Source organism: Nonomuraea sp. NPDC050404, assembly GCF_040655495.1.
In the GTDB taxonomy this organism is placed as follows: domain Bacteria; phylum Actinomycetota; class Actinomycetes; order Streptosporangiales; family Streptosporangiaceae; genus Nonomuraea.
The window spans coordinates 18,241-31,150 of record NZ_JBFAKB010000019.1; the positions used below are offsets into that span (position 1 = coordinate 18,241).

Genomic DNA, 12,910 nt, shown 5'->3' on the forward strand with positions numbered 1-12,910 from the left:
GGCAGGTGGCTGTGGCCACCTGCCGGCGCCATTTCCGTATCCGGCCGGATGTGCGAGTGTGGCGCTCATGGATCTCGAAGAGGCGGGATCGCTGGCCCGCTCGTTGCAGCAGCTCTTCCAGGACGCCCACACCGTGATCGACGAGTCCCGGCCGACGCCCGAGCTGGTGGCCAGGGTGACGGGACATCTGTCGTGCGCGCTGAAGGACCTGGTGTGCGTGACGCAGACGTTCCAGAACTGGGAGCACGCCAGCCTGCAGCGCGGCGTGGACGCGTACCTGGCGGAGCGGGGCGGGCCCGCCTGGTACGGCGTGTCGGGGCAGGGCCGCGAGCACAACGACACGATAGACATCCTGACCGCGGCCAACCGGGGCTTCGAGCGTTTCGAGCCCGGCGCGGTCGACTACGCCACCACGGCCGTCGGCCCGGAGGAGACCGTCGAAGTGGTCACGTTCGGCCTGGTGGAGACGGTCGCACCGGACGGCTCCCCGATCGTGGTGGCGCTGCGCGGGCCCGCCGAGACGTTCGGCAGGGAGGGCTGCAGGGTCGAGGTGATCGCGGCGGCGAGGCCGGCGGCCACCCGGGCCCGCGAGGAGATCGAGCGGCTGATGCGCCGGCACGACGTGATGCGCGGCCAGATCCTCACGTTCGGCGTCTCGGAGCACCGGGGCAACAGCCTGGTGACGTTCCTGCCGCGCCCGGCGCTCGGGCCCGATGAGGTGATCCTGACCGAGGGCGTGCTGGAGACGATCGAGCGGCACGTGGCGGGCATCGGCAGGCACGCCGAGGCGCTGCTGGCCCGCGGCCAGCACCTCAAGCGGGGCCTGCTGCTGCACGGCCCGCCCGGGACGGGCAAGACCCACACGGTGCGTTACCTGATGGGCCGCATGCCCGGCGTGACGGTGGTGGTCATGGCCGGTACGGCGCTGCGGTTCATCGCCGAGGCGGCGGCCCTGGCCAGGCGGCTGCAGCCGGCCATCGTGGTGGTGGAGGACGTGGACCTCGTCGCGCACGAGCGCCGCTACTCCGAGGAGGGCAGCCCGCTGCTGTTCACCCTGTTCGACGCGATGGACGGGATCGGCGCCGACGCCGACGTCACGTTCGTGCTCACCACGAACCGGGCCGACCTGCTGGAGGACGCCCTGGCCAACCGCCCCGGCCGGGTGGACCTGGCCGTGGAGGTGCCCAGGCCGGACGCGGTCTGCCGGGCCGCCCTGCTGCGCCTGTACGGGGCCCGCGAGGTGCCGGAGGAGGACCTGGCGCGGCTGGTGACCAGGACGGACGGCATGACGGCCTCGTTCTTCAAGGAGTTGTTGCGGCGGGCGGTGCTGGAGTCGCTGCGCGAGGATCCTGCCCCGGACATGCCGTCGGAGGCGCACCTGACGGCCGCTCTGGAGGAGATGTTGCGTGCTCGCGAGGCCCTGACCCGATCGTTGCTCGGCGCGCCGGGAAATGTGACCAGAATGACTAATGGGACAGATGGGCTGTTATCTGAGTGAAATCTTTGCTTCGATGGTCCGCATGTCCAAACGCAGTTCGATCTTGGCGGCGGCGGTGCTCGCGGGCGTCGCCGTCCTCCCCCAGACCGCACACGCGCAGGCCGCACCGACTTGGGGCAAGCCCGTCCTCGTGGAGAACTTCGACGGCTCCTCGATCAACACCAAGAAATGGATGATCTACCACTCACCCCAGGCCGAACACAACCCCCGTACCGGCAAGGCGGCCACCGTCTCCGACGGTGTGCTGCGACTCAAGGGCGGCATGTACGGCGGCAAGGACCTGTCCGGCGGCGTGGCCACCAGGCTCGCCCAGGAGTACGGGCGCTGGGAGGTCAGGTTCAAGGCGGAGGCCGGGGCCGGGTACACGCCGGTCGCGCTGCTGTGGCCGCAGGAGCAGGGAGAGGGCGCGGACTACGCCGAGGTCGACTTCGCCGAGATCGTGGACCCCAAGCGGCGGGGCGGCGGCATCTTCGTCCACGACGGCCGCGACCGGGCCCGGCGGCAACTACAGGCCGACTTCAGGCAGTGGCACACGGTGGCGGTGGACTGGCTGCCGGGGCGGCTGACGTTCTGGCTGGACGGGAAGAAGGTCTGGGACTATCGCGGCGAGCACGTGCCGCAGGGGCGGCGGATGGGGCTGGCGCTGCAGAACGACGTGGTGTGCGAGCCGCGCTGCCGCGACTCCGCCACTCCCGATACCGTCTCGATGTACGTGGACTGGGTGAAGGTCTACAAGGCCACGTAGCGCCCTGGTAACGGATGGCGGCTGTGCGATCGGGCGCGGCAGAAAGGACGGTTGACCCGCGCATGCGAATCCCGGAGCCGGATCCCGCCCTGCTGAGCCGGCTGCTGCCGGGCGACGCGCCGGAGGATCTCACCGTCCGGCAAGGGCAGTTCCACCAGGTGGTGATCGGCTCGGAGCGCGTGGTGTGCCTGGCGCGCACCGAAGCGGCTGCCGAAAGGTTGCCGCATCGGGCTGCCGGGCTGCGCCTGCTGGACGGTTTCGGTCTGAGCTTCCGCACGCCCCGGCCGCTGCTGGCGTCTCATGACCCGCCGTTCCTGGTGCTCAGCCGGGTTCCCGGCGCTCCGCTGGAGGCCCGTGCGCTCGAAGATCCTCAGGTGGCCGGGGCCGCGGCGGCGCAGCACGTCGCGCTGCTCCGCGAACTGGCCAGGGCCTCGGAGAAGGCACGATCGGCCCTGCCCGCGCCGTGGGATCGGTGGCGGCGGTTCGCGGCGGGCGTCCGTACGGAGCTGTTCGGGCTCATGTCGGACGACGGGCGCCGGCGGGCCGAGCGGGAACTCGCGGCGCTCGACGGCCTCCCGCACGTCACCGACGCGGTGGTGCACGGTGATCTCGGTGCGGAGAACGTCCTGTGGGAGTGGGCGGACGGGCTGCCGGTGCTCGGCGGGGTGATCGACTGGGACGAGGTCACGATCGGTGATCCCGCCGAGGACCTGGCGGCCATCGGGGCGAGCTTCGGTACGCCTTTCCTTGATCGCGTGCTGACGCTGGGTGGCTGGGACCGTACGATGGCCGCCCGCATCGCCGTCATTCGCTCGACCTTCGCCCTGCAGCAGGCCCTGTCCGCGCACCGGGACGGCGACGAGGAACAACTGGCGGACGGTCTGACCGGTTACCGCTGACCGCGATGCCGCCTCCGGTGAGCAGAGATGCGAATGGCCCCCGGGCTCCCGTTATCGGGCGCGCCCCTCAAACAGATCGTTCCAGAGCTCGCCCGCCGCATGCGGACGCAGCCAATCGCTCTCGCTGACCATGCTCTCCCGGCCCACCTGCTCAATGCGCCGGACATAGGCCTTGCCGCCCGCCGCACACAACTACGCGAGCTCGGCTGGGTCTACACCGTCCCGCAGCGCGGCACGTACGTGAAGCAGCGCGAACAGTGGCCCGAAGGCTGAAGGCGCGCCGCGACACCCTTGAGTAGAGGGCTCAGCCAGACTGGCCGCGTCCCGAGTCGGGCCGATCGGTTTTTGTCGGTGCAGGGGTCTACTTTGGCGATCGAGAAGGAGCAGACCCATGCCTTCAGGAGGCCTGATGAACGATCCCAAGACCCACACGCTCGAGGTGCCCGGCGCCACCCTCGCCTACGACGTGCGGGAGGCCCCGGGCAGCGGTGAGCCGATCCTGATGATGATCGGGTCGCCGATGGACGCCACCGGCTTCGGTACCCTGGCCGGTCACTTCCAGGACCGCACCGTGGTGACCTACGACCCGCGCGGCGCGGGCCGCAGCAAGCGGGCGGAAGGCGCCGGTGAGTCGACGCCCGAGTTGCACGCCGACGACCTGCACCGGCTGATCGACGCGATCGGCGGCGGGCCGGTCGACATCTTCGCCAGCAGCGGGGGCGCGGTCAACGCGCTGGTGTTAGTGGCGCGGCATCCCGAGCAGGTCCGTACGCTCGTGGCGCACGAGCCGCCGGCCGGGCAGGAGTTGCCCGACCGGGAGCTGGCCCTCGGGGCGGTGATGGAGATCCGGCGGACCTACGACCGTGCGGGCTTCGGGGCCGCGATGGCCCTGTTCATGGCGGTCAGCGGCCGGCGGGGGCCGGTCCCCGCGGATCTGAGCGAGCTGCCCGTGCAGGATCCGGCCGCGATGGGGATGCCGGCCGACGACGGGTCCCGTGACGACGTGATGTTCGCGCAGAACCTTGTCACCTGTACGCACCACAAGCACGACTTCGAGGCGCTGGGGGCGGCGTCCACACGCATCGTGATCGGGATCGGGACCGAGTCGGAGGGTGAGATGGCCTGCCGTTCGGCCCAGGCGGTCGCCGAACGGCTCGGCACCAAGCCCGTGACCTTTCCCAGTCATCACGGCGGCTTCATGGGCAACGAGTACGGCATGCCCGGCGATCCCGACGGGTTCGCCGTGACGCTGCGTGAGGTCCTGGCGGGGTAACGCCTCCTCAGGGAGGGACGATCGGGCCGGCGCTGCCTCAGGAGAGGCGATCGGGCCAGTGCCGCCTTTGGAGGGACGATCGGGCCGGCGCCAGCGCTGGCCTCGCGCCTCCGGTGGCGCCCGCATGACGCAAGGGCCGCGCTGTCGGTGCTCGTCTGCTTGGTGGCGCGGCCGGGATGAGGGGTGCCTCTGGGATCAGCGGGTTTTTTGGGATCGAGGGTTCCCTGGGAGACACCGCAGGACTCGGATGGTGCCGCTAGGGTCACCGCAGGGCTCGGGGGCGCCCTGCGGAAGACCGGCGTGCGAGGCACATGGTTGCCGTCGTTTCTCCCTGGGAGGCGCAGCAAGGGCCGCGGATTCCGGCGGCACGGAACACCAAAGGCGCGGTGGTATCCCCGGTGGGAGGGGCAGCGGGGGCGTCGGGGGCGGAGGCCGGCGGCACGGAAACCCATCGGCGCGGGGGCGCAGTGGAGATCACGGGGTCTCGGAGGCTCGGAGTCTGGCGGCTTTGAGTCCCAGGTGCACGGTCAGGCGGTCGTCTCCGTCTGACAGGTTGCGGTGGGTGAGGCGTTCGGCCTTGCCCAGGCGGTAGTAGAGGGTCTGGCGGTGGATGCCGAGTTCGGCCGCCGTCTTCTGGACGTGGCCGCCGCGGTCCAGGTAGACCTCGACGGTCTGGGCCAGTTCGGCGTCCAGTGCCGCGGTCTCGGCGGCCAGTTCGCGCAGGTCGGCCTGGCTCAGCCGGGCCAGGAGCCGGTGCACGCCCAGCTCCTCCCAGCGGGCGACGGGTGCATGGCGGGGGAAGTGCTCGGCGATGCGCAGGGCCTGGCGGGCCTCGCGCCAGCTCAGCCAGGCGTCGGCCGGGTCGGAACGGGGCGCGCCGATGCCGGCCGCGGTGCCGTACGCGCTCTGGACGGTCTGCGCCACCTCCCCCGCCAGGTGCTCTGGGGCCAGCAGGGCGACGGGAGAGCCTGGACGGGCCAGGACGCCGCGCGGGAGGGTCCAGAGGGCGGCCACACGTTCCTGAGACTCGCGTACGGCGATGGCCACGACCGGTCCGGGCGGCGTCTCGATGGCGGCGCTCGCGCGTTCCTCGGGGTCGGCGGAGAGCAGGGCGCGCAGGCCGCGTCCGAGGTCCTGCCTGCTCCTGGCCTCCTGGGCGAGCTCGGCGGCGGCCCGGGCGACAAGCGGGGCGACGGACTGGAGCCGGTCGGCGGTCAGCACCCCGGAGCCCGAGCCCGAACCGGAACCCGAGTCGGGGGCGGAACCCAAGCCGGAGCCCGAGTCGGAGGCGGAGGCGGAGGCGGAACCCAAGCCGGGGCCGGAGCCCGAGTCCAAACCTGAGCCCGAGCCTGAGCCGGTGGCCGTGTCGGAGCCGGTACTGGAGCCGGAAGTGGGGTCGGAGTCGAGGAGCCACAGGTAGCCGTAGGTGACGTCGGCGTGGCGCAGGGGCCAGCAGACTCTGGCCAGGACCTTGAGTTCGGCGTCGGCGGGGATTCTGACCGGGCCGTCCGCCCTGGCGATGCCGTAGCGCTCGAAGTAGTCGCGCACCTCCCCCGTGGCGCGCCGGCGCAGGATCGACTCCTGGCGGACCGTGTCGATGTCCCCATGCTGTGCCCCGTAGGCCAGCAGCCGGAACGAGCGGTCCTCCAGCGTCGCGGACGCCCCCAGCCGGGCGGCGATCTCATCGACGATCTCTTGTAGGTCTGCCGAGTTGTGCATTTGTACGACAGCCTGCCACAAGCGGCGTTACGCCCGTCGATGGCCCCCTCTGAGCTGCGTTTTTAAACTTGTGTACATGCTGGGTCAACTACTGCTCTCCGCCTCCAGGAGCCGTCTCGTACGCCGCTCCGTCTCCGGCTTCCCGCTCACGAAGAGGGTCGTGCAGCGGTTCGTCGCGGGCGAGAGCGTGCAGGAGGCCCACACCGCGATCGAACGCCTGCGCGACGCCGGGCTCGCCGTGACCGTCGACCATCTCGGCGAGGAGACGCTCGACGCGCGCGCCGCAGAGGCCACCGCCGACGCCTACATCACGCTGCTGGAGGCCGTCAGGCCGCTGGAGCTGGGCGGCAGGGGCGAGGTGTCGGTGAAGTTGTCCGCCGTCGGGCAACGGCTCGACGAGGCCATGGCGCTGGAGCACGCCCGCGAGATCTGCGCCGCTGCGGCGGCCGGTGGCTCGACCGTCACGCTCGACATGGAGGACCACACCACGGTCGACTCCACGCTGTCGATCCTGCGCAAGCTGCGCGAAGACTATCCCTCGACCGGGGTGGCGATCCAGTCCTACCTGTTCCGCAGCGAGCAGGACTGCCGCGACCTGTCCTCGGAGGGCTCGCGCGTACGGCTGGTCAAGGGCGCCTACCGTGAGCCCGCCTCCGTCGCCCACCAGGGCAAGAGCGAGGTGGACAAGGCGTACGCGCGATGCCTGCGCCTGCTCATGGCGGGGAAGGGGTACCCCATGGTGGCGACGCACGACGACCGCATGATCGCGATCACGGAGCTGCTCGCCGACCGCTTCGGGCGGACGATCGGCGACCACGAGTTCCAGATGCTCTACGGAATCAGGACCGACCGGCAGGAGGCCCTGGCCGGGGCCGGCCACACGGTCCGCGTCTACGTCCCCTACGGCGACGACTGGTACGGCTACTTCATGCGCCGCCTGGCGGAGCGACCGGCCAACGTCGCCTTCTTCCTTCGTGCCCTTGGGGGTAAGTAAAATGGATGCCATCAGCAACGTGCCCGTGCCCGAGAACGAGCGGGTGTACGGCTACGCGCCCGGCAGCGCCGAGCGGGCCACGCTGGAGGACCGCATCAAGGAGTTGTCCGGCGGCTCGCTCGACCTGACCATGACCATCGGCGGCGAGCAGCGTCTGGGCGGCGGAGTCCCCATCGACGTGGTCCAGCCGCACAACCATGCCTCCGTCCTGGGCCGTACCAACGACGCTACGGCCCAGGACGTGCAGGACTCGGTCTCCGCGGCGCTGGCGGCCGCGCCGGCGTGGCGGGCGTTGTCGTTCGACGAGCGGGCGGCGATCTTCCTGAAGGCGGCGGACCTGCTGTCGGGCCCGTGGCGGGCGACGCTGAACGCGGCGACCATCCTGGGGCAGTCCAAGTCGGTGCAGCAGGCGGAGATCGACGCCGCCTGCGAGCTGATCGACTTCCTGCGCTTCAACGTCTCCTACGCCCGCCGGCTCTACGCCGACCAGCCGATCTCCTCGCCGGGTGTGTGGAACCGGATGGAGTACCGGCCGCTTGAGGGCTTCGTGCTGGCGATCACGCCGTTCAACTTCACCGCCATCGCCGGGAACCTGCCGACCTCGGCCGCCCTGATGGGCAACGTGGTGGTCTGGAAGCCCTCTCCGACCCAGCAGTTCGCCGCGCACTTCACGATGCGGCTGCTGGAGGAGGCCGGGCTGCCGCCGGGCGTGATCAACCTGGTCACCGGCAACGGGCAGGCCGTCTCCGAGGCGGCGCTCGGGCATCCGGCGCTGGCCGGCATCCACTTCACCGGCTCGACCGCGACGTTCCAGCACTTGTGGCGCACGGTCGGCACGAACATCGCCTCCTACCACGGCTACCCGCGCATCGTCGGGGAGACCGGCGGCAAGGACTTCGTGCTCGCCCACCCCTCGGCCGACCCGGCGGTGCTGATGACGGCGCTGGTCAGGGGCGCCTTCGAGTACCAGGGGCAGAAGTGCTCGGCCGCGTCGCGGGCGTACGTGCCGCGCTCGGTCTGGAACCGCGTGCGTGACGACCTCATCGCCACCGCCGAGTCGCTGACCGTGGGCGACGTGGCGGCGGATTTGTCGACGTTCATGGGCGCGGTGATCGACGAGCGTGCGTTCGCCAAGCACAAGGAGGCGATCGACCGGGCGCGGGCGGCCTCGAACATCGACGTGCTCACCGGCTCCTACGACGACTCCGTCGGCTACTTCGTCAAGCCGACCGTGCTGGAGTGCGCCGACCCGGCCGACGAGATCTTCACCAAGGAGTACTTCGGGCCGATCCTCGGCGTGCACGTCTACGAGGACCGCGACTACGACAAGGTCGTGGACCAGATGGAGGGCATCGCCCCGTACGCGCTGACCGGCGCCGTCATCGCCCAGGACCGGTACGCGATCGCCACGGCCGCCGAGCGCCTGCGCTTCGCGGCGGGCAACTTCTACATCAACGACAAGCCGACGGGCGCGGTCGTGGGCCAGCAGCCGTTCGGCGGCGCGCGTGCCTCCGGCACCAACGACAAGGCCGGCTCGATCTTCAACCTGACGCGCTGGGTGAGCCTGCGCGCGATCAAGGAGACGTTCGTGCCGCCGACCGACCACCGGTACCCGCACATGGGCTGAGCAACACCCTCCGCCCATCTGCGCCGCCAAGAGCCTCCGGTCCTGCCCCGGAGGCTCTTGGCCTGTCTCGGGCCTGCCTGACTCGACCGACCTGACTCGGGCCTGCCTGACTCGGGCCTGCCTGTCTCGGGCCTGCCTGTCTCGGGCGCCACAGCGAAACTTGCCGGGCTGCGGTAGACAGAAGGTTCCGAGCAAGGAGGCCGGCACATGGACAACCCTCCGGCGACGGCGCTGGGCGCGACGTTGCGCGTCTGGCGTGAGCGGGCGCTGCTGACCCAGGACCAGCTGGCGTCACGGGCGGGGCTCAGCGAGCGGACCGTGCGCCGATTGGAGGCCGGTGAGCTGCGACGGCCGCGCGGCTCGACGCTGAAACTGCTGGCCGAGGCGCTGGGGCTGGACGCCGAGGAGCAGTCGTTCCTGATCGGCGCGGCGAACCCGGCGCCGGCGGGGGTGGTGCCGCGCCAGTTACCGCCCGATGTGGCGGCGTTCGTGGGCCGTACGCGGGAGCTGGCCTTCCTGGACGAGGCACCCGCCGCGGGCATGGTGGTGGTCACCGCCATCGACGGGATGGGCGGCGTGGGAAAGACGGCGCTGGCGGTGCGCTGGGCGCACCGGATGGCCGTCCGTTTCCCCGACGGGCAGCTCTACGTCAACCTCCAGGGGTACGCGCCGGTGCCGCCGTTGCCCCCGATGCGGGCGGTGGCCATGTTGCTGCGCGGCCTGGGCGTCCCTGCCGACCAGGTCCCGGCGGAGCTGGAGGAGGCGGCGGGGCTGTACCGGTCGCTGCTGGCCGGCAGGCGCGTGCTCGTGCTGCTGGACAACGCCCAGAGCGCCGAGCAGGTACGCCCGCTGCTGCCCGGCGGCCGGGAGTGCCTGACGGTGGTCACCAGCCGTGACCGGCTGATCGGGCTGGCCGCCACCCATGACGTTCACCGGCTGACCCTGGACGTGCTGGACCCCGGCGAGGCGGCGGGGCTCCTGACGCGCACCATCGGGCAGGAGCGCGCGGCGGCCGAGCCCGCGGCGGTGACCGCGCTGGCGCGGCTGTGCGGCCGCCTGCCGCTGGCCCTGCGCATCGCCGCGGCCAACCTCACCGGCAGCCCGGACAAGCCGATCGCCGAGTACATGACCGAGCTGCGGCACCAGGACCGGCTGGACGGCCTGACGGTCGCCCGCGATCCCCAGGCCGCCGTCAGGGTCGCCTTCGACCACTCCTACAACCGGCTGGCCCCCGACCGTCAGCGGCTGTACCGGCTGCTGGGCCTGATGCCTGGACCGGACATCTCCGTCAGGGGCGCCGCCGCACTGGCGGACGTCGGAGCGGACGCCGGGGCAAACGCCGGAGCGGACATCGGGGCGAACATCGGGGCGGACGTCGGGACGAACGCCGGAGCGGACATCGGGGCAGACGCCGGAGCCGACATCGGAGCCGACATCGGGGCGGACGCCGGGGTGGAGGACGCGAGGCGGGCGCTGGGTGAACTGGTGGACGCGCATCTGCTGCAACCGCACGGCCGGGGCCGCTACAGCATGCACGACCTGCTGCGGGTGTACGCGCGTCAGCGCGCGCAACTGCACGACGGCCAGGCGGGATGCGGGGCGGCCATGACCCGGCTGCTGGACTGGTACCTGGGCGGGGCCGAGTCGGCCGCGGAGCTGCTGTACCCGGAGGCGATGCGGCTGCCCCTCCCACCGGAGGCCGGCGTCCCCTCCCCCGACACGTTCGCCGACCTGCCGGAGGCGGCGGCGTGGCTCGACGCCGAGCTGACCAACCTGGTCGCCGCCGCCCAGTACGCCGCCGGCCACGGCCCCCATCCGGCCGCCTGGCGCCTGGCAGGCGCGCTGCGTGAGTACTTCTGGCAGCGGCGCCCGCTGGTGGAGTGGAAGCTGATCGCCCAGGCCGGGCTCGACGCCGCCACCGCCGCCGGCGACCTGCGCGCCCAGGCGCTCGGCCACCTCAGCCTGGGCCAGGCCGAACGTGCCGCCGGCCGCCCCGGGCCGGCCCGCCGGTATCTCACCCGCGCGCTCACCCTGGCCGGGCAGATCGGCTGGACCGAGGGGCAGGCCGCCGCACTGGGCTGCCAGGGCATCGTGAACCTGCTGTCGGGCGATCTCCAGCAGGGCGCCGACGACCTGGCCAGGGCGGCGTCGCTGTACAGCCGCAGCGGCTGGCCGGGCGGCCAGGCCGACAGCCTGTGCGACCTCGGCCTGGCAGAACGGGAGCTGGGCCGGTTGTCCGAGGCCGCCGACCATTTCGACCAGGCGATCAGGCTGTACAGGAAGATCGGTTCACGGGTCGGGGAGACGACCGTGCTGGGCGCCCTGGGCGAGATCGACCACGACCGGGGCCGGCTGGAGGCCGCTCACCGGCACTTCACCAGCGCCATGCGGCTGCACGAGGAGCTGGGCGCGCGATTCGGCCAGACCTATTTCCTGCGCGCCCTCGCCGCGGTGCGCTGCGACTCGGGCCACACCCAGGAGGCGCTGGCCACGGCGCGGGAGGCGTTGCGGCTGGCCGGCGAGTTCGGCGACCCGTACACCGAGGCAAGGGTCCGAATCGTGCTGGCGAGGATCCACCTGCGTCTCGGCCACACGCAGGACGCGGGTGACCACTGCCGGCGGGCGCTCAAGCTGGCCCGGCAGGTTTCCAGCCGCCCGACCGAGGCCGGGGCGCGGCTGGGGCTGGCCGACCTCTGCCTCGCCCTCGACCAGCCCACCCAGGCCCTCGACGACGCCCTGGCGGCCCTCGACCTCGCGACCGCGACCGGCATGCGCGTCCTGCAGGGCCACGCCCACACCACGCTGGCCGCCGCCTGCCACCGGCTCGGGCACCACGACCGGGCGCTCACGCATGCCCGGCGGTCACTTGAGCTGCACCGGGAGACGGGCCACAGCCTCGGGACCGCCCGCGCCCTGCGGGTGCTGGGGTGCGCGCTGCACGACAGCGGCGAGGTCGTGACGGCCGCGCGCCGCTGGCAGGAGGCCCTGGAGTTGTTCACCGACATCGGCAGCCCCGAGGCCGACGAGATCCGCACGCTACTGCTGAACGCCTGAGCCCGGCGCGATCCGCACGCTGGCCGGGCAAGCGAACCTGCCGAGATCCGCGTGCCGCCCGTGCGCCTGGGCGTGGCGTAATCTGCAATATTCGTGTCGTTGACGCCGTCCAGGGGCTACGACCAGCATGGAAGCATGCAGCGACGGGTTCTGATCGTCGTCTACCCCGGCTTCCAGCTCCTCGACATGGCCGGTCCCGCAGACGTGTTCGGGACGGCGAGCCTGCTCAGGCGCGAGAACGGCTACGACCTGGAGCTGGCCGCGCCCGGCGACGGCGGAGCCGTGCCCGCCGGGAACGGGGTCACGGTCACGGCCCGCCCGATCGGCGAGGTCACGGGCCCGATCGACACGCTGCTGGTGGCGGGCGGGATGACGGTGCCGGAGCAGGTACGCGATCGGGAGCTGATCGCCCGCATCGCGGAGCTGGCGGCCGGCGCCCGTCGCGTCGCCTCGGTCTGCAACGGCGCGTTCCTGCTGGCCGAGGCCGGGCTGCTGGACGAGCGGCGGGTCACCACGCACTGGCTGGCGGCCGGCGAGCTCAAGAGCCGCTACACGGGCGTGGAGGTGGACGCCGACCCCCTCTACATCGAGGACGGCAACGTCTGGACCTCCGCGGGCGTGTTGTCCGGCGTGGACCTGGCGCTGGCGATGGTGGCCAGGGACCACGGCCACCCGCTGGCCAGGGACGTCGCCCGCGGCCTCGTGGTGTACCTGCACAGGCCCGGCGGGCAGAGCCAGTTCAGCACCCCCATGCGGGCCATGACGCCGCGCAGCGAGCCGCTCAGGGACCTGCAGGTCTACATCGACGCGAACCCGGCCGCCGACCTCAGCGTGCCCGCGCTGGCCGGGCGCGCCGGGATGAGCGAGCGGCACTTCTCACGCGTGTTCACCGAGCAAACCGGCCTGTCACCCGGCCGGTACGTCGAGCTCAGCAGGGCCGACACCGCCAGGCGGCTCCTGGAGGTGACCGGCCTGCCGTTGGAGGCGGTGGCCAGGGAGTCGGGACTCGGCACGCCGGAGACGCTCTACCGCGTCTTCAGGCGGCACTGGCGGATCTCACCCGGCGACCACCGCCGCAGGTTCCAGTCGAAGGAGAGGTAG

At 72.0% G+C, this 12,910-nt stretch carries 9 protein-coding genes; 8 read left to right on the forward strand and 1 reads right to left on the reverse strand.

Annotated features, from left to right (window positions below; all coding sequences use genetic code 11):
* Window positions 1-67: 67 nt before the first annotated feature.
* The 4 genes from AB0I81_RS41310 to AB0I81_RS41325 all read left to right on the forward strand — a co-directional run bounded on the left by AB0I81_RS41310 (window position 68) and on the right by AB0I81_RS41325 (window position 4,415).
* On the forward strand, window positions 68-1,498 hold the full coding sequence (locus tag AB0I81_RS41310; protein ID WP_360669164.1) for an ATP-binding protein: 1,431 nt from the start codon (window positions 68-70) through the stop codon (window positions 1,496-1,498).
* Between the two features lie 22 nt (window positions 1,499-1,520).
* Window positions 1,521-2,243 (forward strand): glycoside hydrolase family 16 protein, encoded by a 723-nt coding sequence (locus tag AB0I81_RS41315; RefSeq protein WP_360669167.1) that lies wholly within the window; start codon window positions 1,521-1,523, stop codon window positions 2,241-2,243.
* A 62-nt stretch (window positions 2,244-2,305) separates the two neighbouring features.
* Window positions 2,306-3,142 (forward strand): aminoglycoside phosphotransferase family protein, encoded by an 837-nt coding sequence (locus AB0I81_RS41320; RefSeq protein WP_360669170.1) that lies wholly within the window; start codon window positions 2,306-2,308, stop codon window positions 3,140-3,142.
* A 409-nt stretch (window positions 3,143-3,551) separates the two neighbouring features.
* On the forward strand, window positions 3,552-4,415 hold the full coding sequence (locus AB0I81_RS41325; protein ID WP_360669172.1) for an alpha/beta hydrolase: 864 nt from the start codon (window positions 3,552-3,554) through the stop codon (window positions 4,413-4,415).
* Between the two features lie 474 nt (window positions 4,416-4,889).
* On the opposite strand, the gene AB0I81_RS41330 is transcribed toward AB0I81_RS41325, so the two are convergent.
* Window positions 4,890-6,134, reverse strand: coding sequence for a helix-turn-helix domain-containing protein (locus AB0I81_RS41330; RefSeq protein ID WP_360669175.1), 1,245 nt, complete (start codon window positions 6,132-6,134; stop codon window positions 4,890-4,892).
* Window positions 6,135-6,210: 76 nt separating this feature from the next.
* Between AB0I81_RS41330 and AB0I81_RS41335 the strand changes: the two genes are divergently transcribed.
* From AB0I81_RS41335 to AB0I81_RS41350, 4 genes are all read left to right on the forward strand, one after another.
* Window positions 6,211-7,128 carry a proline dehydrogenase family protein gene (locus tag AB0I81_RS41335; RefSeq protein ID WP_360669178.1) on the forward strand — a complete coding sequence of 306 codons (918 nt, stop codon included), beginning with the start codon at window positions 6,211-6,213 and terminating at the stop codon, window positions 7,126-7,128.
* A 1-nt stretch (window position 7,129) separates the two neighbouring features.
* Complete coding sequence (gene pruA / locus AB0I81_RS41340) at window positions 7,130-8,755, forward strand: L-glutamate gamma-semialdehyde dehydrogenase (protein WP_360669181.1); 1,626 nt, start codon at window positions 7,130-7,132, stop codon at window positions 8,753-8,755.
* 207 nt (window positions 8,756-8,962) lie between these two features.
* Window positions 8,963-11,809 carry a tetratricopeptide repeat protein gene (locus AB0I81_RS41345; protein ID WP_360669184.1) on the forward strand — a complete coding sequence of 949 codons (2,847 nt, stop codon included), beginning with the start codon at window positions 8,963-8,965 and terminating at the stop codon, window positions 11,807-11,809.
* Window positions 11,810-11,944: 135 nt separating this feature from the next.
* Entirely contained in the window at window positions 11,945-12,910 is a 966-nt protein-coding gene (locus tag AB0I81_RS41350) for a GlxA family transcriptional regulator (protein ID WP_360669187.1), read from the forward strand.